The following is a 22,572-nucleotide window of genomic DNA, read 5'->3' as shown; positions in this document are numbered from 1 at the left end:
GCGCCGCACAATCCGTGCGGATTCAGACCCTGCGGCGCGTGGGTGTCTTCAGGACAGGGTGTCGCGCCAGATGTTGGTGGCCCAGGCCTCGGCGTAGTGCGCCTCGACGTCGGACAGGCCGGCCGAGATGCCGCCCGAGCCCGGCACCGTGAGGAAGGTCTTGTCCTTTTCGCTGTACTGGTGCACCGTGGCCACGTGGATGGCCTGATGGAAGCTCACCATGCTGTAGCAGGTGTTCATCACCACCGGGCTGGGGTTGATCGGCTGGTCGTAAAGCATGGACACGATGGCGGCTGCCGCCACCTTGGCCTGCTGGTTGGCCATGTGACCCGACTTGGGCATCAGCGGCGAGATCTGGATCGAGTCGCCCAGCACGTGGATGTCCTTGTGGACCGTCGACTCAAAGGTGCGGTAGTCCACCGCACACCAGCGTCCATTCATATTGGACAGACCGGTGCGCTGGGCAATGACGCCGGCGCGCTGCATGGGAATGATGTTGAGCACGTCGGCTTTCACCGGGGCGTCAACCTCGAATTCGGCCTCCATGGTCTGCGTGTTCACGCCCACCACATTGTGGTCGGGCACATACTCCACCATGCCGCCGTACATCTCGGCCCAGGCCTTCTTGAACAGCGGCTCCTTGGACTGCACCTTGTCGTTGGCGTCGAAGATGATGACCTTGGACTTGGGCTTGTGTTTCTTGAAGTAGGCAGCCACCAGCGAGGCACGCTCGTACGGCCCGGGGGGGCAGCGGTAGGGCGCCTTCGGCACCGTCAGCGCGAACACGCCGCCGTCGGGCATGGCTTCGATCTGCTTGCGCAGCGCCACGGTCTCGGGGCCGGCCTTCATCGAGATGAGGATCTTGCCGGATTCATTCGCGGCCTTCAGCCCCTTGACGGTGTCGTACATCAGGTCGATGCCGGGCGAGACCACGAGCTTGTCGTACTTCAGGCTGTCGCCGTTGGCGAGCTTCACGGTGCGCGCGGCCGGGTCGATGCTCTCCACCATGCTCTTGATCCATGTCACGCCGTGTCGGCCGCGCAGCGCGTCGTAGGAGGTGGTGATGTCCTGCATGGACTTGGCGCCCGCGATGACCAGATTGGATACCGGGCAGGAGACGAAGTCATCGCCCGGCTCCACGACCGTGACCTCGATGGTGTTGCCCGACCAGTCGCGGATGTATTTGGCGGCGGTCGATCCACCGTAACCGGCGCCGACGATGACGACCTTGCCTTTGCCCGCCGCGTTGCGCGTGGTGCTGGCGCAGCCGGAGAGGGCGGGTGCGAGGCCGAGGGCGCCCACGGTGGTGGCGCCTGCAAGAAAGTTGCGACGTGATTGCATGATGGGACGTCCTTACGGTTTCTGCTGGGCGAAATAGGTGGCGATCAACTGGATCTGGGCCTCGGTGTAGCCCTTGGCGATCTGCGGCATGATGGTGCCGGTGCGCTTGCCCGACTTGTATTCGGCCATGGCGTCCACGATGGAGGCGGCACTACGCCCGGCCAGGGAGGGGATGGAGGCGGTGGACACGCCGTGCGGCCCGTGGCAGTTGAAGCAGGTGGCGGCCAGCGACTGGGCCGGCGTCACCAGGGAAGTGCCCGCATGCGCCGCGCCTGTGGCGCAGAGCAGGGACGTCAGCAGAAGTTTGCGCAACATTCGATGCCTCCTTGAAGGAATAGAGCGGCAGATCAGAAGACATCTCACGGTCCTTGATCCATCACAAAAGGTATCGAAATGTAGCAAATAGATACATTCGGGTGAACCAGCAGAAGGGCCGGTTCATCTTGCGTTGCCTCAACGCGAGATTGGCGCGAATGCTGCGGCGCCGAATTCTGCCGGTGCGATGCGAGACGAGGCCGAAGCCGAGGCGCGCCGCGCCGCGCCGCACCGTCTCCGTTCAGGGCTTGATGTAGTACCAGCCTTCGGATTGCAGTTTCACCAGCTCGTAGACGCCGGCGGGAACCAGGGTGGCTTCGAGCACCAGCTGACTTTGTGGGATCTTCAGGAAGGTGAGGGTGTTGTTGCAGGCCTTGAACTGCACGCCCTGATTGGCCAGGTCGCCGATCATGCCGGAGAACAAGGCGCCTTGTGGCGTCTTGGCGCCGTTGAGCAGAAAGTGGATGGCCTTGCCATAGCCCACCACGATGAACTGCATCTTCGGATCGAGCTCCAGAACGTTCTGGATATTGATCAAACCCTCGTAGGCCTGTTCCAGACTGTCGCTGATCTGCATCGCGACCTTCCACGGCTCGTTCGAGATCGCCTTCGCCGACACGGGGCCTTGGGTCTGCGCCTGCGCCAGACGGGCACCGCCAAGCCCGACCAGCCCGGCACCGAGCCATTTGATGCGGTCACGTGGATTCATGGTTTCTCCTAGGTCGATGGGATCAATCGGACGGATGCGGATGGGTCCGGCGTGTGTGCAGGTGATGCAGGCTCCAGTGTTGGCGCTCGGCGAGCCAGCGATAGAGCCAATACCCCACTAACGTGACAAAAAGCAGGGCCAGGGTGTTGAAGAACAGGGCGCCCGGCAGGATGGCCAGAAGCTCCAGTCCATTGAAGTCCTGCCACTTCACGATGGCTGTGAGCAATGCGCTGAGCAGGCCGAAACCGGCACCGATGGCGGCATTGATGCGCAGCAGAGTGGGCAGGGTGAGGACGGCGGTCTCGATCCGCGGTGAGGTCATGATGGGGCTGTCAAGGGTTCAGGGCCGGACTTCGCCGTCGCCCAGCACCACCCATTTCAGGCTGGTGAGGCCTTCGAGGCCCACGGGGCCGCGGGCGTGGAATTTGTCGGTGGAAATGCCGATCTCGGCGCCCAGGCCATATTCGAAGCCGTCGGCAAACCGCGTCGAGGCGTTGACCATGACGCTGGCCGAATCGACTTCGCGCAGGAACTGCATCGCCCGCGGGTGATCGCGGGTGAGGATGGCGTCGGTATGTTGCGAGCCGTAGCGGTTGATGTGGGCGATGGCAGCGTCCACGCCGTCCACCAACTTGATGGAGATGACGGGGGCGAGGTACTCGGTGCTCCAGTCGGCCTCGGTCGCGTCGCGCAGCAGGGCCTCGGCGCCGGGCACCGTGGCCAGCAGCGATCGGCTGGCCGGGCAGCAGCGCATTTCCACGCCCTTCTGCGCGAACACGGCGCCGATGCGGGGCAGGAACTCCGCGGCGATATCGCGGGCGACCAGCAGCGACTCGGCTGCATTGCAGGGGCTGTAGCGCTGGGTCTTGGCGTTGTCCGTCACCTTCACGGCCATGTCGAGATCGGCGTCGTCGTCGACATAGATATGGCAGTTGCCGTCAAGGTGCTTGATCACGGGCACCCGCGCTTCGGCGCTGATGCGCTCGATCAGGCTCTTGCCGCCGCGCGGAATGATGACATCGACGAATTGCGGCATGGTGATCAGGGCACCGACGGCGGCGCGGTCGGTCGTGGGCACCAGTTGCACGGCGTCGGCCGGCAGTCCGGCGGCCTGCAAGGCCTGCGCGACCAGCGCGGCCAGCGCCCGGTTGCTGTGAATGGCTTCCGAACCACCCCGCAGAATCACGGCGTTGCCGCTTTTGATGGCGAGCGAGGCGGCTTCGATGGTCACGTTCGGGCGGCTCTCGTAGATCATGCCGAACACGCCCAGCGGCACCCGCATCTGCCCCACGCTGATGCCGCTGGGGCGCCGCCGCACGCCATCGATGCCGCCGATGGGGTCGGGCAGGGCCGCCACCTGCTCGCAGCTTTGCGCCATTTGCTCGACCACCTTGTCGCTCAGCGTGAGGCGATCGACGAACGCCGGCTCCAGTCCGGCATCGCGGGCGGCATGCAGATCGCGCAGATTGGCATCCTGCAACGCAGGCCGCTGCTGGCGGATGGCGGCCGCCAGGGCGATCAGCGCCCGGTTCTTGGCGGCCGAGGGCGCGCGGGCCATGTCGCGCGAAGCGGCCCGGGCACGCGCGCCCAGATCGGCCATCAGGGTGTGGATCTGTTCAGAGGAGGCGTCCATCAAACTGTAAAAAACGCGGAATGAAAGAAATTCGGGATACGAACCGCACGCAACACCATGCAATCCGTTTAAGCTGCCGTCGCAAAGCCCGGGCCAGGCGATTATTGTGCGTCAAGGGGGCCGGACATGCTGGACTGATTGATTTAGACAAAGGAGCGGATCATGGGATTGTTCGATAGCGTGGCAGGTGGTTTGGGTCAGATGCTCGGTGGCCAGCAGGCGCAAGGCGGAGCGGGCGACAACCCGATGCTGCAGGCCGTGATGGGGTTGATGAACGACAGCGGCGGCTTGAGTGGGTTGCTGAGCAAATTCCAGCAGGGCGGACTGGGCGACCTCGTGCAGTCGTGGGTGGGGACCGGCGCGAACCTGCCGATTTCCGCGGAACAGATCCAGCAGGTGCTCGGCAGCGGCGCTTTGGGCGATATGGCGAGCAAGCTCGGCATCCAGCCCGAACAAGTGGCGGGGGCCCTGTCGCAGTCGCTACCCCAGGCCGTGGACGCCATGACGCCCAACGGCCAGGTGCCCGCCGCGTCTGATCTGGCCGGGGAGGTGCAGAACCTCATCGGCGGGTTGTTCCGCTAGCTGGATCGGTCGTATCCAGACACAATTGGATTGGGTACGACACTCTATGCTTGAGGGCAGGCCCGACTAAGCGGAAGGAAGATTCATTCGTCAGCGTCATGTCGGCTACAGGAGATGCGCCCATGATCCGATCGAATCCTTTACATCAGTTCCTGCGGCGGCTTGCCGCCAGCGTTGCGGTGCTGGCCGCCAGCGCCGCGCTGCCAGTTCTGGCGGCGACCGCGGCAGACCCTGCCTCGTGCGCGGCCTGTCACGGCGCCAACGGCATGGGCAATGCCGCGGCGGGCTACCCCCGCCTGGCGGGTCTGCCCAAGGCCTACATCGAAGCCCAGTTGAAAGCCTTCGCCGACGGGCAGCGCAACAATGCGCTGATGTCGGCCATGGCCAAACCGCTGAACCCGGCCGACATCTCCCATCTCGCGGCCTATTACTCGGGCCTGCATCTCGGAGAGGCGCCTTTGGCCAAAGCGCCGCCAGCGGAGCAGGCGGCACTGGGCGATGCCCTGGTTCACCAGGGAGACTGGTCGAAGGGCATTCCCGCGTGCATAAGGTGCCACGGCCCCGGGCTGGAGGGCGTCGGCACGGCCTTTCCGCCGTTGCTGGGCCAGCCAGCCGCGTATATCGAAGCGCAGATCAAGGCCTGGAAAGAGGGCACGCGCCGGGGCGATCCGCAGGCTTTGATGCAGACGGTGGCGTTGCGAATGACCGATGCCCAGACGCAGGCCGCCGCGGCCTGGCTGGCAGCACAACCCGTTCCCGGCCCCAAGGCGGCCGCGCCTGTCAAGAAGGCGCCCTGAAACCTGCCTGCGTGAACCGCAGCGCTGCATGCCCGGCGTTGCGTCCCTGACCGAACCGAATCGTTGAGGATTTCCCATGACAGTCCTGATCACCCGCGCCACGTCCCGCCTGCATCGCCATGGCCGTCTCGCTCTGCTGCAGGCGGCGCTGCTGGCGGCTGCCGGCACGGCCACGGCCGCCGCGCAGACGCCAGCAGTGCCGGTGGCCCCGCCGCCCTCGCAGATCAATGCCGCCGTGGGGACGGGTTCCAAGTTTCAACCGCCCCCGGAGTCGGCCATTCCGAACAATGACTTCGGCAAGATGGTGCGCCTGGGCCGCGACATCATGGTCGACACACCCAAGTACGCCAAGGCCTATGTCGGCAATAGCCTGAGCTGCGTGAACTGCCATACCGACGGCGGACGCATGGCCGGGTCGGCGCCGATGTGGGCGGCCTATGTCAGCTACCCGGCCTACCGGGCCAAGAACAAGAAGGTCAACACCTTCGAGGAGCGATTGCAAGGCTGCTTCATGTACAGCGAAAACGGCAAGGCGCCGCCGCTGGGCAGCGAACCGCTGGTGGCGCTGGAGAGCTACGCGTACTGGCTGTCCACCGGCCTGCCTGTAGACGAGAAGACGCCGGGCCGTGGCTATCCCGCGCTGGCCAAGGCGGCGCAGGCTCCCGACTATGTGCGCGGGCAGAAGGTCTATGCGCAGAGCTGCGCGATCTGCCATGGCGCAGACGGCCAGGGGCAGTACGTCGAAGGCAAGACGGTGTTTCCGCCGCTGTGGGGCGACAAGTCCTTCAACTGGGGCGCGGGCATGGGCAGCATCAAGAGTGCGGCGGAGTTTATCCACGCCAACATGCCCTATGGCCAGAGCTACAGCCTGACGCCGCAGCAGGCCTGGGACGTGGCTTACTTCATGGATGCGCAGGAGCGCCCGCAAGACCCGCGTTGGACCGGCACGGTGGCGGGCACGCGCGCCAAGTACCACGACAGCAAGTTCAGCCTCTACGGTACCAAGGTCAACGGCAAACTGCTGGGCGATACCGGCGCCCCCAAGGCGCGCTGAACGTCTTCCGGTCGGCCCTGCCAATGCGCTGCCATGGCAGCGCATTGGTCATTCAGGTAGCGGCCTTGCTGGGTTCGATGTTGCGGAACAATCGTTGATACAGCACCAGGTACAGCGCCTGGAACGCAGCGGCCACGAGAAAGGGTGCGACCAACCACCCCATGTGCAGCAGCACGCCGGCAAACAGAGGGCCGATGGCGCGGGGGATTTGAATCGAGACATTGTTGACGGTGGCGGCCAGACCGCGCCGGTCCGCGCCCGTCAGACTCACCGTCAAGGCCTGACGCACGCCCATGGTGCCTTGGTTGGCGGTGGCTCGCAGGGCGTAAAAGCTCGCAGCAATCCAGAACACGGGCGACAAGGGGGTGAGCAGGAGCATCAGCAGCCCGGCCGTGCGCATGCCGACGACCGCGCGCACCGCGCCGAAGCGCTGGGCCAGGCGGCTGGCGACCTGCGCGCCAAATGCGGCGAACACAAAGCTGGCCGCCATCGCGGGCCCGATACTGGCTGGGCCATGACCAAAGCGCACCAGATACCAATAGGCCATCAACGGCGCCACCATGCCGATGCCCAGGCCGTTGAGGGCGTTGACCAGGCCCAGTCGCCAAAGCAGGCGGTTCTCGCGGCGGTGACGCTCTTGCCGAGGGCTGTCGTCATCGCTGCGCTCGTCCGCGCCGAGCGCGCTCAAGGGGCGTGGTTCAACGCGGCTGGCGGTTGGCGCATCTTCGGCCGTCAGCAGCAGGAAGAAGCCCGCAGCGGAGCCCAGCAGCGGCAGGACGAACAGGCTGCGGTACGCCCAATCTTGCGACATGAGGCTGCTCAGCCAGTGCGGCGCCGCGCCGAACACGGCACCCAAGGCCATGCCCAGCATTCCCAGGGTTGAGTTCAGGCTGAAGATCTGCGAGCGCAGTGCAGGCGGCGTGCCATGCGCCAGCCAGGCCTGCTCCAGCGGGCCGAAGGGGCCGGCCGCGCCGTTGGCGCCACGCCCGAAGCCCCCGAGCAGGGCGGCGGGCACCAGAAGCCAGGGGGTGCTTGTGAACAGCGCCACGGCGGCGCAGATGACGAGGATCAGTTCGTAGCCGAGCAGGAACTGACGTCGTCCGAGGCGATCGCTGAGCGGTCCGATCCACAACGTGAGTGCCGCACCGATGAACAGCCCGCCGCTGAGAACGGCACCAATCTGCGGCGCGCTCCATTGCAGGGCGTGCAGATACAGCGTAAAGGCTGCGACCAAGGCCCCCTGGCCGATGCTGCGCGACATGCGCGCGAGAATCACGCGCCGTGCGGCTAGAGAAATCTGCGCCCAGGCGCTGGGTTTGGGCTGTGAGGCGTCGTCAGGGCGCCAGGGGGGCGCTGCGGTTTGCATCCCGGGGCTCGTTTACTCCGGCCGTCGCTGTTCGATCGAGGCCGTAGCCAGGTGCGCATCACGGGTTTCGAGGGCGTGGGCCTGCTGCTGTGGTTTGGCGGTGGTGCCGGACGGGGCCGCCATGTAATGCTTGATCTGGGCGATCACGGCGGCCTGATCCCAATTTTCCGGGCCCATGGTGCGTGCAATTTCCTTGCCCTGCTTGTCGATCAGAATGGTGGTGGGGGTGCCCAGAATGCTCAGGGTGTCGAGCGCGTGGGTGGTGGGATCGACATAGATCGGCAGGTTGCCAATGAAGTTGTCATCGTAAAAACTCTTCACCGTGTAGATCCCGCCCTTGTCCACTGACAGGGGGACGACCGCGAAGTCCTTGCTGCCCAGTTGCTTCTGCAGCTTGTCCAGCGTGGGCATTTCGCGCACGCAGGGCGGACACCAGGTGGCCCAGATATTGAGCAGCACGACCTTGCCCTTGAAATCCGCAAGCGTCATGGCTTTGCCCTGCGCATTCTCGAACGTGACCTGCGACAGGGGGAGGTTGTGGGGCGTGGGGTAGGGCGTGAAGGTAAACCCGGCCGCCCAAGAGGCGGGCGCACAGGCGATGCACACGGCGAGCACCGCGCTGGCGCGGCGCATGAGAACAGTCATGGAAGGCATGAAACGACTCCAGGGGAAGGAACGTAGCGTCGCTGTCCAAGGAGGCGAGCGGGTCTCGTTGAGCTCCCGTGCTCTCGGTGGATGTCCGTGACGCTGATGCTCAAACCATAGCCGCGAGACGTCGCTGGAAATGTAACGGCATGTAGTACCGGTTCCACGCATGGTGGCTTTCGGCAAGGGGACAATGCCGCCATGTCCGCAGCGTTCGACCTGTTCTTGGCCCATCTGGTCCTCGGCGTCCACCTCGGGGTGATTCTGTTCAATGTGGCCGGACTGATCGTCGTGCCCCTGGGGGCATGGCGGCGCTGGTCCTGGGTGCGCGGCTGCTTCTGGCGCGCCGCGCATCTGCTGTCGATGGCGGTGGTGGCGGCTCAGGCCGCGATGGGGCGTGCCTGCTTCCTCACTCTGTGGCAGAGCGAGCTGCTGCGAGACGCAGGTCGGCAGGGGTATGCGGCCGGGCTGATCCAGACTTGGATCGATCGCCTGATTTTCTGGAACCTGCCGCTGTCGGTGTTCACGGTGCTTTATCTGGCGGTGGGGGTTTACACCTTGGCGCTGTGGTGGCGGGTGCCGCCGCGCTGTGGGCGCGCCAGGGCCCAGCCCAGCAGCAACGCGAAGAGAGCCAGCAGCACTTCGGGCCAGTCGCCATAGCGCGACGCGGCCCAGGCGAACGGGGTCAGGCCGGCATGGCCTTGCACGGTGACGTTGAGGACGCCCACGGTGTAGGGCGGCAACTCGGCGGCAACCCGTCCTCGCGCGTCGATGAGGGCGGTGGCGCCGGTATTGGTGGCGCGGATGCCGGGAATCTGAAATTCCAGCGAGCGCATGCGCGCAATTTCCAGATGCTGCGGGATGACGATGGTGTTGCCGAACCAACCGAGATTGGTCAGGTTGGCAAAGAGGTTGGGAGCATGGCCGGGCGAGCGAAAGCGCTGCGCCATCTGCGCGCCGAACAGATCCTCGTAGCAGATGTTCGGCGCCACCTTCACGCCCTGCACCACGAAGGGCGGCTGGTCGAAACCGCCGCGGGCAAAGCTACCCAGAGGCATGTCCATCAGCTTCACGAACCAATGAAAGCCATAGGGCACGAACTCGCCGAAGGGCACCAGGTGGGCTTTGTCGTACCGATAGGGCGCCGTGCCCCCCAGCCCCAGCACGCTATTGGTGTATTGATCGGTGCCCCGTGTGAGAGGAATGCCGAGGAGCGCGGCGGCGTGGTGCTCTCTTAGCGAGCGCTCGACCTGTCGCAGATAGGACGGGTCGAGGTCTTCCGGCAGGACCGGCACCGCGGTCTCCGGGGTGACGATGAGATCGGCGTGCAGCGAACTCAGCCAGTCGCCGTACAGACGCAGCGTTGGTGCAAGGGAATCGGGGCGGAATTTCTCAGACTGCGCCACATCGCCCTGGAGCAGCGCCACACGCAGGGCGGGACCGACCGGGTGCGTCCAGCGGACCTGCTGCAATTGCAGGCCGCCCAGAAAGAGCGCCGCCAGCAGGGCCACATTGACCAGTGCGCCGCGCAGACTGACCTGCGAGAGCAGCGCCAGCAGCGCGGCGGCCAAGGCCGCGGCGAAGTTCACCCCGTACTGCCCGACGACTGGGGCGTAGCCCGAAAGCGGATTGCCCACCTGCGCATAGCCCAGCGCCAGCCAGGGAAAGCCGGTGAAAACCGTGCCGCGCAACCATTCGGCCAGGGTCCAGCCGCCGGCGAGCACGCACGCCGATCCGAGCGCCTGCAGCAGCGGCCAAGGCTCGCGTCGAGCAGGCGGTGCGAGTGCGGCGGCGAGTGCCGCAGCCAGCGTGGGGTAGATGGCGAGATAGGCGCAGAACAGCAGCAGGGCACCACCCGCCAGGGGCGGCGACATGCCGCCGTACACCGCCATGCTGATATAGAGCCACCAGAGCCCGCCCGTGAACCAGCCCAGACCCAGGCTGAAGCCCAGCAAGGCGCCGCGCTTGGCTCTTTTCGACCGGGTGGACTGTGGATCGGCCCAGAGCAGGCCGATCCACAGGGCCAGGATCAGGATGGACCACGCGCCGAACTGCGGTCGCCCAAAGGTCTGGGCGAGCAACCCCCCCAGAAGGATCGACAGAAACGGGGCGAGGCGAGGGTGGGCGAGCAGGCGCCCCAGACGGGAGCGGGGGCGCGCAGAGTGGCGATCGCGGGGTGCGGGATGTGCAGGCATGAAACAGGAAGGGTCGGAGGGTGCGGCGCCCGGACTTTACCCTGCAGGCAGGGTGCTGCCGTCAGCATAGGGGTCTGGGATGGCGAAGCGCTGCAGGGCGGCCACTTCGTGACGCTCCATCTCTTGCGCTTCGCGCTCGGTCAGATGGTCCCAGCCTTGGGCGTGCAGTACGCCGTGGATGACGAGATGGGCGTAATGCGCGACCAGAGGCTTGTCTTGAGCCTGTGCTTCGCGCGCGACGACCGGGCTGCACAGCACGATGTCAGCCAGCACGGGCCAGTGGCCGTAGTCGAAGGTGAGGACATTGGTGGCGTAATCCTTGCCGCGGTAATCACGGTTGAGCGCTTGGCCTTCGTCGGCCGTCACGAAGCGCAAGGTGATCTGATGCGGCCGCGCCTCGCCGTTGGAGGACTGGGGCTCACAGGTCTGGGGCCCAACGCGCAAGGCCGCGCGAATCCAGCGCAGCAACAAGGCGCGGGGCAGCAGAGCGCGATGCGTGGGGTCGGCGAACTGGACCGAAAGGCGCAAAGCGGGTGAGGGAAGTCGGGCTGGCCGCGTCATGCCGGGCGCGGCGTGCGCCGGCGTGGAGTTGGGGTGCTGTCGCTTGGATGGCGGTCGGACACACCGGCGGCTTCGAGGCCCTGCTGGGTGTCGTGGGCCTCGTAGGCATCGACGATGCGTGCAACCAGGGGATGCCGCACCACATCCTGACTGGTGAAGTGATTGAAGGCGATGCCCCGAACCTGGGCCAGCACTTTCTGCGCCTGGGCGAGCCCGCTTTGCGTGCCACGCGGCAGATCGACCTGACTGATGTCGCCGGTGATCACCGCGCGGGACCCGAAGCCGATGCGTGTGAGGAACATCTTCATCTGCTCAGGCGTGGTGTTCTGGGCCTCGTCCAGAATGATGAACGACTGGTTGAGTGTGCGCCCCCGCATGAAAGCCAGCGGTGCGATCTCAATGGCGCCGCGTTCAAACAGCTTCTGCGTCTTCTCCATGCCCAGGAGGTCGTACAGCGCGTCGTACAAGGGGCGCAGATACGGGTCGATCTTCTGCGTCAGGTCGCCGGGAAGAAAGCCCAGCCTCTCACCCGCCTCGACGGCGGGGCGGGTGAGCACCAGGCGCGAGATGGCATGACGTTCGAGCGCATCCACCGCGCAGGCCACGGCGAGAAAGGTCTTGCCCGTGCCCGCCGGACCGATGCCAAACGTGATGTCGTGCTGAAGGATGTTGCGGATGTACTGCACCTGATTGGGCGTGCGACCATGAAGGCTATCGCGCCGCGTGTAGAGCACCGGCTCGTCGTCTGCGGCGGCGAGCTTCGGCCGAAGACCCTGGGCGGCCTGGACCAGTTCGAGCTGGATGTCCTCAAGGCTGAATCGGGCCTCGGTCCGGCTCCAGAGTGTCTGCAGCAAATCGAGTGCGCGCCGAGCGGCGGTGCTTTCACCCTCGACGGTCAGGGTATCGGCCCGTCGGGCAAGGCGTACATCGAAAGCGACTTCGATCTGCCTCAAATTCTCATCCAGCGGTCCGCAGAGCTGGGCGAGGCGGGCGTTGTCGGGTGGAGAAAAAGTGTGTCTGAGTTGCACGGACGAAATGGACATGAGGGCTGTTGTGGGTGTGGGCGGGAAACGCCCACGATTCCCCCGCATTCAGGGGCGTGAGTTGATAGTATCGGCCTGATGCCGACATTGTCTGCTCGGCGTAAAGACCAGAAACGGAATCCGATGAGCGCCATGCAATGTGCCTTGGTCGTCGACGACCTTCCCGCGGTGAGGGCCGGGTTTGTCGAGCTGCTGCGGGAAAATTATCCGGGTGCGCGTATTTTCGAGGCGGGACGCATGGCAGACGCCATGCAGCTGCTGCAGCGCGAACCCGTGGATCTGCTGCTGGTCGACCTCGGTCTGCCCGACGCCAGTGGGCTGGAGCTGATTCGCACCCTGACCGACACGCGTCCGCAGGCGCGTTCCGTGGTGGTCACCATCTTTGACGATGATGACCACCTGTTCCCTGCGTTGCAGGCCGGGGCATTCGGTTATCTGCTCAAGGACCGTCCCAAGATCGAGCTGCGCGCCCAGCTGCGACGCATTCAAGACGGCGAGCCCCCGCTTTCGCCCAGTATTGCCCGAAGAATGGTGCAGCACTTCACGCATTTGCACCGCACGATGTCAGCGCCGTCCTCGAACGTCCCGCAGGAAGATCAGATTGCACTGACTGAGCGGGAAAGCGAGGTGTTGCAACTGGTCGGCAAGGGCTACACCTTGCCGGAAATCGCTGTTCAACTCGGCCTCTCGCGCCATACCGTGGCGGACTACGTCAAGCAGATCTATCGCAAGCTCAATATCTCATCCCGCGCCGAAGCTGCCCTGGAGGCGGTTCGGCGCGGACTGGTGCGTTGAGCCCATCGCCACATCCGGAAGGTTGTCATCCCCCGCCTACCTCTATCTATATATATGTCAGCCAGCCCCTTGTCCTTGGAAGCTTCGGAGTGCTATCTCAATGGCACGTTTCAGCCCCTTTCGCAATGCCAGGTGTCCGTTCTGGATCGTGGCTTCATCTTCGGTGATGGCGTCTACGAGGTCATACCGGTTTACGGTCGGCGCGTTTTCAGGGCCCAAGATCATCTGGCGCGACTGCTGCGCAGCCTGTCGGCCATCGGCATCAAGAGCCCGCGGCAGGCCGCTGACTGGCTGTCCCTTGTGCGCGAACTTGTCGCCCGCAACACGCCAGATGACCAGTGCATCTACATCCAGGTGACGCGCGGCGTCGCAAAGCGTGATCATGCTTTTCCTCAGGGCGTCGAGCCCACGGTATTCATGATGAGCTCTCCGTTTCCGCACCTTTCGATGGAGCGGCGTTCCCAGGGCATGGCCTGCATCACTGCCCCGGATCTGCGCTGGAGAAACGCCCATATCAAATCGATATCGCTTCTAGGCAACGTGCTCGCACGCCAGTTGTCCGTGGAGAATGACGCCTCAGAGACCATTCTTATAAGAGACGGATTTCTGACAGAAGCCTCTGCTTCAAATGTCTGGCTGGTCCGCAATGGGCGCCTGGCAGCTCCCCAGCGTGACCATGACAAGCTGGAAGGAATCCGGGTGAGCCTTCTGGAGGAGTTGACGGCAGCGCTGGGTGTGGTGCTTGAGTTCCGGCCGGTGGCCGAGTGGGAACTGCGCTGTGCTGACGAGATTCTGTTGACCTCTGCGACCAAAGAGGTGGTCTCCGTCACGGCCATCGACGGGAAATCCGTCGGTGCAGGGCTGCCTGGCCCTGTAGGGATCTCTCTGTACCAAGCCTATCAAGAGGCCAAGCGCCTGCAATCCCATTGAGGCTGGGGGGCTCTTATGGCCTTATTGGAAGAGTAAACAAATTATTTTGCACAAACACTTGACGCGGCTATTGGCCGCGTGCACAATCTCATCTCTCGGCGCTAACCCGCTTGAGGCGGTCAGCAAAAGGAAAGTTAACAAAGACCTTTCGCTTGACTCGGAAATAAAATTAGTGCAATAATTGATGTCTTCGCTGCAAACAGCGAAACGAAGCAAGAAAAAAGAAAGTAGTTAATAACCTTTCGCTTGACTCGGAAATAAAATTAGTGCAATAATTGATGTCTTCGCTGCTCATGCAGCAAACGCCAAACGGCGAGTTCATTAAGAAATCAACCGATAAGCGTGGGCGTTTGGCTTGATGCAAATATACCAAACGCTCATATGAAGTACGGAAATTTTCCGTAATTCCTTGAGTGTGCATTGTTCGCAATGCAAAAAAGATCGAACTATAGAGTTTGATCCTGGCTCAGATTGAACGCTAGCGGCATGCTTTACACATGCAAGTCGAACGGCAGCGCGGGGCAACCTGGCGGCGAGTGGCGAACGGGTGAGTAATACATCGGAACGTGCCCTGTGATGGGGGATAACTACGCGAAAGCGTAGCTAATACCGCATACGACCTAAGGGTGAAAGTGGGGGATCGCAAGACCTCACGTCATAGGAGCGGCCGATGGCGGATTAGCTAGTTGGTGGGGTAAAGGCCTACCAAGGCGACGATCCGTAGCTGGTCTGAGAGGACGACCAGCCACACTGGGACTGAGACACGGCCCAGACTCCTACGGGAGGCAGCAGTGGGGAATCTTGGACAATGGGGGCAACCCTGATCCAGCAATGCCGCGTGTGGGATGAAGGCCTTCGGGTTGTAAACCACTTTTGGCGGGGGCGAAATATCGAGTGCTAATACCATTCGGTGATGACGGTACCCGCAGAATAAGCACCGGCTAACTACGTGCCAGCAGCCGCGGTAATACGTAGGGTGCAAGCGTTAATCGGAATTACTGGGCGTAAAGCGTGCGCAGGCGGTTAAGTAAGACAGATGTGAAATTCCCGGGCTCAACCTGGGAACTGCATTTGTGACTGCTTGACTAGAGTGCGGCAGAGGGGAGTGGAATTCCGCGTGTAGCAGTGAAATGCGTAGATATGCGGAGGAACACCGATGGCGAAGGCAACTCCCTGGGCCTGCACTGACGCTCATGCACGAAAGCGTGGGGAGCAAACAGGATTAGATACCCTGGTAGTCCACGCCCTAAACGATGTCGACTAGTTGTTGGACGGGTTACTGTTCAGTAACGTAGCTAACGCGTGAAGTCGACCGCCTGGGGAGTACGGCCGCAAGGTTAAAACTCAAAGGAATTGACGGGGACCCGCACAAGCGGTGGATGATGTGGTTTAATTCGATGCAACGCGAAAAACCTTACCTACCCTTGACATGCCAGGAACTTACCAGAGATGGTTTGGTGCTCGAAAGAGAACCTGGACACAGGTGCTGCATGGCTGTCGTCAGCTCGTGTCGTGAGATGTTGGGTTAAGTCCCGCAACGAGCGCAACCCTTGTCATTAGTTGCTACGCAAGAGCACTCTAATGAGACCGCCGGTGACAAACCGGAGGAAGGTGGGGATGACGTCAAGTCCTCATGGCCCTTATGGGTAGGGCTACACACGTCATACAATGGGCGGTACAGAGGGTTGCCAACCCGCGAGGGGGAGCCAATCCCTTAAAACCGCTCGTAGTCCGGATTGTAGTCTGCAACTCGACTGCATGAAGTCGGAATCGCTAGTAATCGCGGATCAGCTTGCCGCGGTGAATACGTTCCCGGGTCTTGTACACACCGCCCGTCACACCATGGAAGTGGGGTTTACCAGAAGTAGTTAGCTTAACCGCAAGGAGGGCGATTACCACGGTAGGCTTCATGACTGGGGTGAAGTCGTAACAAGGTAGCCGTATCGGAAGGTGCGGCTGGATCACCTCCTTTCTAGAGATGCATTAAGTCGAGCGCTCACACTTATCGGTTGTCAACGTTGATGGTGGTTGCGATACCGAACTTCGTGGCCCAAGCGGGTCTGTAGCTCAGTCGGTTAGAGCACCGTCTTGATAAGGCGGGGGTCGTTGGTTCGAATCCAACCAGACCCACCAGAACTGGAGTTTACCCTGGGGGTGTAGCTCAGCTGGGAGAGCACCTGCTTTGCAAGCAGGGGGTCATCGGTTCGATCCCGTTCACCTCCACCAGTCTTCAAAAGAAAAGCAATTTTCTTTTGATGAAACCATCGTTGTGTTCTTTAACAATTCAAAAGCTGATATTTGCATGACAGTAGTCATGCATTGCGATTGCATCGCAAATATGAGTTCAATCCTATTTGACCAGTGGTCAAAATTATAGGATCAAGCGACTAAGTGCATACGGTGGATGCCTTGGCGACTACAGGCGATGAAGGACGTTGTAGCCTGCGATAAGCTGCGGTGAGCTGGCAAACAAGCTTTGACCCGCAGATTTCCGAATGGGGAAACCCACCCGAAAGGGTATCTTTGACTGAATACATAGGTCATTGAAGCGAACCGGGCGAACTGAAACATCTCAGTAACTCGAGGAAAAGAAATCAACCGAGATTCCGATAGTAGTGGCGAGCGAAATCGGATCAGCCTGCATAATTTAGCATTTGGCATAGCAAAACGACATGGAAAGGTCGGCCATAGAAGGTGATAGCCCTGTATGTAAAATGTCTTATGTGGAACTAAGTATGCGAAAAGTAGGGCGGGACACGTGTAATCCTGTCTGAACATGGGGGGACCATCCTCCAAGGCTAAATACTCGTAGTCGACCGATAGTGAACAAGTACCGTGAGGGAAAGGTGAAAAGAACCCCGGGAGGGGAGTGAAATAGATCCTGAAACCGTATGCATACAAAAAGTCGGAGCCCTCCGGGGTGACGGCGTACCTTTTGTATAATGGGTCAGCGACTTACATTCAGTGGCAAGCTTAACCGAATAGGGAAGGCGCAGGGAAACCGAGTCCGAATAGGGCGTCTAGTCGCTGGGTGTAGACCCGAAACCGGATGATCTATCCATGGCCAGGATGAAGGTGCGGTAACACGTACTGGAGGTCCGAACCGACTAGTGTTGCAAAACTAGCGGATGAGCTGTGGATAGGGGTGAAAGGCTAAACAAATCCGGAAATAGCTGGTTCTCCTCGAAAACTATTTAGGTAGTGCCTCGCGTATCACCGCCAGGGGTAGAGCACTGTTTTGGCTAGGGGGTCATGACGACTTACCAAACCAATGCAAACTCCGAATACTGGTGAGTGCAGCGCGGGAGACAGTGCACCGGGTGCTAACGTCCGGACACAAGAGGGAAACAACCCAGACCGCCAGCTAAGGTCCCTAAATATAGCTAAGTGGGAAACGAAGTGGGAAGGCATTGACAGTCAGGAGGTTGGCTTAGAAGCAGCCACCCTTTAAAGAAAGCGTAATAGCTCACTGATCGAGTCGTCCTGCGCGGAAGATGTAACGGGGCTAAGCTATATACCGAAGCTGCGGATGTGCGTAAGCACATGGTAGAGGAGCGTTCTGTAAGCCTGTGAAGGTGTGCTGAGAGGCATGCTGGAGGTATCAGAAGTGCGAATGCTGACATGAGTAGCGTTAAAAGAGGTGAAAAGCCTCTTCGCCGAAAGCGCAAGGTTTCCTACGCAACGTTCATCGGCGTAGGGTGAGTCGGCCCCTAAGGCGAGGCAGAGATGCGTAGTCGATGGGAAACAGGTCAATATTCCTGTACCGATGTCTAGTGCGATGTGGGGACGGAGAAGGTTAAATCAGCCGGGTGTTGGATGTCCCGGTTCAAGTGTGTAGGCGTGCCCCTTAGGCAAATCCGGGGGGCTTAGCTGAGGCATGATAACGAGGCAGCTTGCTGCTGAAGTGATTGATACCCTGCTTCCAAGAAAAGCCACTAAGCTTCAGCTAGACACGACCGTACCGCAAACCGACACTGGTGCGCGAGATGAGTATTCTAAGGCGCTTGAGAGAACTCGGGAGAAGGAACTCGGCAAATTTGTACCGTAACTTCGGGATAAGGTACGCCCTCGGTATGTGACGCCGTACAGGCTGAGCAGAAAAGGGCCGCAGTGAAAAGGTGGCTGCGACTGTTTATTAAAAACACAGCACTCTGCAAACACGAAAGTGGACGTATAGGGTGTGACGCCTGCCCGGTGCCGGAAGGTTAAGTGATGGGGTGCAAGCTCTTGATCGAAGCCCCGGTAAACGGCGGCCGTAACTATAACGGTCCTAAGGTAGCGAAATTCCTTGTCGGGTAAGTTCCGACCTGCACGAATGGCGTAACGATGGCCACACTGTCTCCTCCCGAGACTCAGCGAAGTTGAAATGTTTGTGATGATGCAATCTCCCCGCGGAAAGACGGAAAGACCCCATGAACCTTTACTGTAGCTTTGCATTGGATTTTGAACAGATCTGTGTAGGATAGGTGGGAGGCTTTGAAGCGGTGCCGCTAGGTGTCGTGGAGCCAACCTTGAAATACCACCCTGATGTGTTTGAGGTTCTAACCCTGGACCGTGAATCCGGTTCGGAGACAGTGCATGGTGGGCAGTTTGACTGGGGCGGTCTCCTCCCAAAGCGTAACGGAGGAGTTCGAAGGTACGCTAGGCACGGTCGGAAATCGTGCTGATAGTGCAATGGCATAAGCGTGCTTAACTGCGAGACTGACAAGTCGAGCAGATGCGAAAGCAGGACATAGTGATCCGGTGGTTCTGTATGGAAGGGCCATCGCTCAACGGATAAAAGGTACTCTGGGGATAACAGGCTGATACCGCCCAAGAGTTCATATCGACGGCGGTGTTTGGCACCTCGATGTCGGCTCATCTCATCCTGGGGCTGTAGCCGGTCCCAAGGGTATGGCTGTTCGCCATTTAAAGAGGTACGTGAGCTGGGTTTAAAACGTCGTGAGACAGTTTGGTCCCTATCTTCCGTGGGCGTTGGAGGCTTGAGAGGGGCTGCTCCTAGTACGAGAGGACCGGAGTGGACGAACCTCTGGTGTACCGGTTGTCACGCCAGTGGCATCGCCGGGTAGCTAAGTTCGGAAAAGATAACCGCTGAAAGCATATAAGCGGGAAACTTGCCTCAAGATAAGGCCTCCCCGGAGACTTGATCTCCCTAAAGGGTCGTTGAAGACGACAACGTTGATAGGCTGGGTGTGGAAGCGCAGTAATGTGTTGAGCTAACCAGTACTAATTGCCCGTGCGGCTTGATCCTATAATTTTGACCATAGAGATGCAATCAATCAGCTTTTGAATTGGACGAGTTTTCGTCAACAAGTTATGCCTGATGACCATGGCGAACTGGAACCACCCCTTCCCATCCCGAACAGGGCCGTGAAACAGTTCAGCGCCGATGATAGTGCGCATTCGCGTGTGAAAGTAGGACATCGTCAGGCTACCCTAACGAGCCCGGCCATCCCTTGATGGTCGGGCTTTTGTCATGTTGTTTTGTTCCAGTTACCGTACTCCAGCAGGAGTGAGGAAGATCTATGCCGACGATCAATCAATTGGTTCGCTCTCCTCGTGTGAGCGAGCGCATCAAATCCAAAAGTCCTGCGATGGAAAACTGCCCGCAGCGCCGTGGTGTGTGCACCCGTGTCTATACAACGACGCCGAAGAAGCCTAACTCTGCGCTGCGTAAGGTCGCGAAAATCCGTCTGACCAATGGCTTTGAGGTGATTTCCTACATCGGTGGTGAGGGGCACAACTTGCAAGAGCACTCGGTGGTGCTGGTGCGCGGTGGTCGTGTCAAGGACTTGCCAGGTGTGCGTTATCACATTGTGCGTGGCTCTCTGGATCTGCAGGCGGTGAAAGACCGTAAGCAGTCGCGCTCGAAATACGGTGCCAAGCGCCCGAAGAAATAATTCGATTTACTTGATTGCAAATCGATTTCCGTCCGCATTTGCGGAGTAAGCAGCCCAAATAGGGCTTGGGCTCAGCCCAACTGAATTGGAGAAATCATGCCTCGTCGTCGCGAAGTAGAGAAGCGAGAAATTCTGCCGGATCCGAAATTCGGCAGTGTGGATGTAGCCAAGTTCATGAATGTCGTCATGCTCTCCGGCAAGAAGGCCGTCGCAGAGCGCATCGTCTATGGTGCTTTCGACACAATTCAAGAAAAGTCGGGAAAAGATCCGCTTGAGGTCTTTTCGGCCGCCATGGGTAATGTTCGCCCCATGGTTGAGGTCAAATCCCGCCGTGTGGGTGGGGCTAACTATCAAGTTCCCGTTGAGGTGCGTCCTTCGCGCCGCATGGCTCTTGCTATGCGCTGGATTCGCGAGGCCGCCAAAAAGCGCAATGAGAAGTCGATGCAGCAGCGCCTTGCCAACGAATTGCTGGAGGCGGCGGAAGGCCGTGGCTCCGCAATGAAGAAGCGTGATGAAGTGCACCGCATGGCCGAGGCCAACAAGGCCTTCTCGCACTTCCGCTTCTAAATACAAACCTGGATTTCATCATGGCACGAACTACCCCGATCGAGCGTTACCGTAATATCGGTATCTCTGCGCACATCGACGCTGGCAAGACCACGACGACGGAGCGCATTCTGTTCTACACCGGTGTCAATCACAAAATTGGCGAGGTGCATGACGGCGCCGCCACGATGGACTGGATGGAGCAGGAGCAAGAGCGTGGTATCACGATCACCTCTGCGGCCACGACTTGTTTCTGGAAGGGCATGGACCGTTCCTTGCCTGACCATCGCATCAATATCATCGATACCCCTGGGCACGTGGACTTCACCATCGAGGTGGAGCGCTCCATGCGCGTGCTTGATGGTGCGTGCATGGTGTATTGCGCCGTGGGTGGCGTGCAGCCCCAGTCGGAAACTGTCTGGCGCCAGGCCAACAAGTACAAGGTGCCGCGCCTGGCGTTCGTCAACAAGATGGACCGCACGGGAGCCAATTTCTTCAAGGTTTATGAGCAGATGCGCACCCGCCTCAAGGCGAACCCGGTGCCTATCGTCGTGCCTATTGGCGCCGAAGAGAACTTCAAGGGCGTTGTCGACCTGCTCAAGATGAAGGCCATCATTTGGGATGAGGCGTCCCAAGGTATGAAGTTCAGCTATGAAGACATTCCAGCCGATCTCGTGGAGACCTGCAAGGAGTGGCGCGAGAAGATGGTCGAGGCGGCTGCCGAATCCAGCGAAGAGCTGATGAACCAGTATCTTGAATCGGGCGAGTTGAGCGAGGACGAGATCAAGCAAGGTCTACGCGCACGCACCATTGCCAGCGAAATCCAGCCCATGCTTTGCGGTACGGCGTTCAAGAACAAGGGCGTGCAGCGCATGCTGGATGCCGTGATCGAATTCATGCCTTCGCCGGTCGATATTCCTCCGGTTTCGGGTCATGACGACGACGAGCAGGAGGCTGTGCGCAAGGCTGCCGATGACGAGAAGTTCTCGGCTTTGGCGTTCAAGCTGATGACCGACCCTTATGTGGGTCAGTTGACCTTCATTCGCGTCTACTCCGGGGTGCTTTCCTCCGGCGACACCGTCTACAACCCGATCAAGGGCAAGAAGGAGCGCATCGGTCGCCTGCTGCAGATGCACGCGAACAACCGCGAGGAAATCAAGGAAGTTCGTGCCGGCGACATCGCCGCTGCCGTGGGTTTGAAGGAAGTGACCACGGGTGAAACGCTGTGCAGTCCTGACGCCATCATCACCTTGGAAAAAATGGTGTTCCCCGAGCCCGTCATCGCGCAGGCCGTGGAGCCCAAGACCAAGGCTGACCAGGAGAAGATGGGCCTGGCACTGCAGCGTCTGGCCCAAGAAGATCCCTCTTTCCGCGTCAAGACGGACGAGGAATCGGGTCAGACCATCATTTCCGGCATGGGCGAACTGCACCTCGAAATCATCGTGGACCGCATGAAGCGTGAATTTGGCGTCGAAGCCAACGTCGGCAAGCCGCAGGTCGCCTATCGCGAAACCATTCGCAAGACGGTGGACAATGCTGAAGGCAAATTCGTGCGCCAATCGGGCGGCAAGGGCCAGTATGGCCACGTCGTGCTGAAGGTCGAGCCGAACGAGGTTGGCAAAGGTTTTGAGTTCGTCGATGCGATCAAGGGCGGTGTGGTGCCGCGCGAGTACATCCCTGCAGTGCAGAAGGGTGTTGAGGAGTCGCTGAACTCCGGCGTGCTCGCGGGCTATCCGGTCGTCGACGTCAAGGTGACGCTGCACTTCGGCTCCTACCACGACGTTGACTCTTCCGAGCAAGCGTTCAAGATCGCGGCATCCATGGGCTTCAAGGAAGGTTGCCGCAAGGCCAGCCCGGTCATCCTCGAGCCGATGATGGCCGTGGAGGTCGAGACTCCGGAAGATTACGCCGGCAACGTGATGGGGGACCTGTCGTCCCGCCGCGGCATGGTACAGGGTATGGATGATATGGTGGGTGGTGGCAAGGCCATCAAGGCCGAAGTGCCGTTGTCGGAAATGTTTGGCTACTCGACCACGCTGCGCTCCATGTCTCAAGGTCGTGCCACCTACACGATGGAGTTCAAGCATTACGCCGAAGCGCCCAAGAACGTGGCTGACGCCATTGTGAGCGCCCGGGCAAGCAAGTAATCGATCCAATCAA

The 22,572-nt window shown here is 60.7% G+C and carries 19 protein-coding genes, 2 tRNA genes and 3 rRNA genes; 14 read left to right on the top strand and 10 right to left on the bottom strand.

Features of this window, described 5'->3' with window-relative positions; translation table 11 throughout:
* Window positions 1-48 precede the first annotated feature (48 nt).
* The 5 genes from BVH73_RS07100 to BVH73_RS07080 form a co-directional block, all read right to left on the bottom strand.
* Complete coding sequence (locus tag BVH73_RS07100) at window positions 49-1,341, bottom strand: NAD(P)/FAD-dependent oxidoreductase (protein ID WP_079417386.1); 1,293 nt, start codon at window positions 1,339-1,341, stop codon at window positions 49-51.
* Between the two features lie 12 nt (window positions 1,342-1,353).
* On the bottom strand, window positions 1,354-1,656 hold the full coding sequence (locus tag BVH73_RS07095) for a c-type cytochrome (RefSeq protein ID WP_079417384.1): 303 nt from the start codon (window positions 1,654-1,656) through the stop codon (window positions 1,354-1,356).
* Window positions 1,657-1,897: 241 nt separating this feature from the next.
* On the bottom strand, window positions 1,898-2,365 hold the full coding sequence (locus BVH73_RS07090) for a DsrE family protein (RefSeq protein ID WP_079417382.1): 468 nt from the start codon (window positions 2,363-2,365) through the stop codon (window positions 1,898-1,900).
* Between the two features lie 22 nt (window positions 2,366-2,387).
* Window positions 2,388-2,687 (bottom strand): hypothetical protein, encoded by a 300-nt coding sequence (locus BVH73_RS07085; RefSeq protein ID WP_079417380.1) that lies wholly within the window; start codon window positions 2,685-2,687, stop codon window positions 2,388-2,390.
* 18 nt (window positions 2,688-2,705) lie between these two features.
* The gene (locus BVH73_RS07080; protein ID WP_079417378.1) at window positions 2,706-3,998 is read right to left on the bottom strand and encodes a glutamate-5-semialdehyde dehydrogenase; all 1,293 of its coding nucleotides are present in this window, start codon (window positions 3,996-3,998) and stop codon (window positions 2,706-2,708) included.
* 162 nt (window positions 3,999-4,160) lie between these two features.
* Between BVH73_RS07080 and BVH73_RS07075 the strand changes: the two genes are divergently transcribed.
* The 3 genes from BVH73_RS07075 (at window position 4,161) to BVH73_RS07065 (ending at window position 6,431) form a co-directional block, all read left to right on the top strand.
* Entirely contained in the window at window positions 4,161-4,580 is a 420-nt protein-coding gene (locus BVH73_RS07075) for a YidB family protein (RefSeq protein ID WP_079417376.1), read from the top strand.
* Window positions 4,581-4,702: 122 nt separating this feature from the next.
* Complete coding sequence (locus BVH73_RS07070; RefSeq protein ID WP_079417374.1) at window positions 4,703-5,377, top strand: c-type cytochrome; 675 nt, start codon at window positions 4,703-4,705, stop codon at window positions 5,375-5,377.
* Window positions 5,378-5,453: 76 nt separating this feature from the next.
* Window positions 5,454-6,431 carry a c-type cytochrome gene (locus BVH73_RS07065; protein WP_079417372.1) on the top strand — a complete coding sequence of 326 codons (978 nt, stop codon included), beginning with the start codon at window positions 5,454-5,456 and terminating at the stop codon, window positions 6,429-6,431.
* A gap of 52 nt (window positions 6,432-6,483) precedes the next feature.
* On the opposite strand, the gene BVH73_RS07060 is transcribed toward BVH73_RS07065, so the two are convergent.
* Both BVH73_RS07060 and BVH73_RS07055 read right to left on the bottom strand, forming a co-directional pair.
* Window positions 6,484-7,797 (bottom strand): MFS transporter, encoded by a 1,314-nt coding sequence (locus BVH73_RS07060; protein WP_079417370.1) that lies wholly within the window; start codon window positions 7,795-7,797, stop codon window positions 6,484-6,486.
* Between the two features lie 12 nt (window positions 7,798-7,809).
* On the bottom strand, window positions 7,810-8,451 hold the full coding sequence (locus BVH73_RS07055; protein WP_079417368.1) for a TlpA family protein disulfide reductase: 642 nt from the start codon (window positions 8,449-8,451) through the stop codon (window positions 7,810-7,812).
* A gap of 192 nt (window positions 8,452-8,643) precedes the next feature.
* Here BVH73_RS07055 and BVH73_RS07050 point away from each other — a divergent pair, with 192 nt between their 5' ends.
* A complete protein-coding gene (locus BVH73_RS07050; RefSeq protein WP_079417366.1) occupies window positions 8,644-9,102 on the top strand; it encodes a DUF2784 domain-containing protein in 459 nt (152 codons plus the stop codon).
* On the opposite strand, the gene lnt is transcribed toward BVH73_RS07050, so the two are convergent.
* Genes lnt through BVH73_RS07035 form a run of 3 tightly spaced genes read right to left on the bottom strand, consistent with a single transcriptional unit; the run spans window position 8,994 to window position 12,241 of the window.
* Window positions 8,994-10,637 carry an apolipoprotein N-acyltransferase gene (gene lnt / locus BVH73_RS07045; RefSeq protein WP_079417364.1) on the bottom strand — a complete coding sequence of 548 codons (1,644 nt, stop codon included), beginning with the start codon at window positions 10,635-10,637 and terminating at the stop codon, window positions 8,994-8,996. The two genes, BVH73_RS07050 and lnt, sit on opposite strands and share 109 nt — an antisense overlap.
* A gap of 36 nt (window positions 10,638-10,673) precedes the next feature.
* Window positions 10,674-11,198: an rRNA maturation RNase YbeY gene (ybeY, locus tag BVH73_RS07040; RefSeq protein WP_079417362.1), complete on the bottom strand. Its 525-nt coding sequence runs from the start codon at window positions 11,196-11,198 to the stop codon at window positions 10,674-10,676.
* Complete coding sequence (locus tag BVH73_RS07035) at window positions 11,195-12,241, bottom strand: PhoH family protein (protein ID WP_245800448.1); 1,047 nt, start codon at window positions 12,239-12,241, stop codon at window positions 11,195-11,197. The genes ybeY and BVH73_RS07035 overlap by 4 nt, the downstream gene beginning before the upstream one ends.
* Before the next feature lie 123 nt (window positions 12,242-12,364).
* Here BVH73_RS07035 and BVH73_RS07030 point away from each other — a divergent pair, with 123 nt between their 5' ends.
* The 10 genes from BVH73_RS07030 to fusA all read left to right on the top strand — a co-directional run bounded on the left by BVH73_RS07030 (window position 12,365) and on the right by fusA (window position 22,559).
* A complete protein-coding gene (locus tag BVH73_RS07030; RefSeq protein ID WP_079417360.1) occupies window positions 12,365-13,036 on the top strand; it encodes a response regulator in 672 nt (223 codons plus the stop codon).
* 54 nt (window positions 13,037-13,090) lie between these two features.
* Window positions 13,091-13,966 carry an aminotransferase class IV gene (locus BVH73_RS07025; protein WP_079417358.1) on the top strand — a complete coding sequence of 292 codons (876 nt, stop codon included), beginning with the start codon at window positions 13,091-13,093 and terminating at the stop codon, window positions 13,964-13,966.
* A 443-nt stretch (window positions 13,967-14,409) separates the two neighbouring features.
* Window positions 14,410-15,938: ribosomal RNA gene (locus BVH73_RS07020) — 16S ribosomal RNA — on the top strand.
* Window positions 15,939-16,022: 84 nt separating this feature from the next.
* Window positions 16,023-16,099: transfer RNA gene (locus tag BVH73_RS07015), tRNA-Ile, on the top strand.
* Window positions 16,100-16,116: 17 nt separating this feature from the next.
* Window positions 16,117-16,192, top strand: a tRNA-Ala gene (locus tag BVH73_RS07010).
* 151 nt (window positions 16,193-16,343) lie between these two features.
* Window positions 16,344-19,217: ribosomal RNA gene (locus BVH73_RS07005) — 23S ribosomal RNA — on the top strand.
* A gap of 68 nt (window positions 19,218-19,285) precedes the next feature.
* A 5S ribosomal RNA gene (rrf, locus tag BVH73_RS07000) occupies window positions 19,286-19,398 on the top strand.
* The 16S, 23S and 5S rRNA genes sit together here with 2 tRNA genes alongside, the layout of an rRNA operon.
* 93 nt (window positions 19,399-19,491) lie before the next feature.
* Complete coding sequence (gene rpsL / locus BVH73_RS06995) at window positions 19,492-19,866, top strand: 30S ribosomal protein S12 (protein WP_055451829.1); 375 nt, start codon at window positions 19,492-19,494, stop codon at window positions 19,864-19,866.
* Window positions 19,867-19,962: 96 nt separating this feature from the next.
* Window positions 19,963-20,433 carry a 30S ribosomal protein S7 gene (gene rpsG / locus BVH73_RS06990; RefSeq protein ID WP_013107283.1) on the top strand — a complete coding sequence of 157 codons (471 nt, stop codon included), beginning with the start codon at window positions 19,963-19,965 and terminating at the stop codon, window positions 20,431-20,433.
* Window positions 20,434-20,453: 20 nt separating this feature from the next.
* On the top strand, window positions 20,454-22,559 hold the full coding sequence (gene fusA / locus BVH73_RS06985) for an elongation factor G (RefSeq protein WP_079417356.1): 2,106 nt from the start codon (window positions 20,454-20,456) through the stop codon (window positions 22,557-22,559).
* The last annotated feature ends 13 nt before the right edge of the window (window positions 22,560-22,572 follow it).

This window comes from Thiomonas intermedia, assembly GCF_002028405.1.
In the GTDB taxonomy this organism is placed as follows: domain Bacteria; phylum Pseudomonadota; class Gammaproteobacteria; order Burkholderiales; family Burkholderiaceae_C; genus Thiomonas; species Thiomonas intermedia.
The sequence above is the reverse complement of the archived record's forward strand: the minus strand, read 5'-3'. Positions and strand labels throughout refer to the sequence as shown.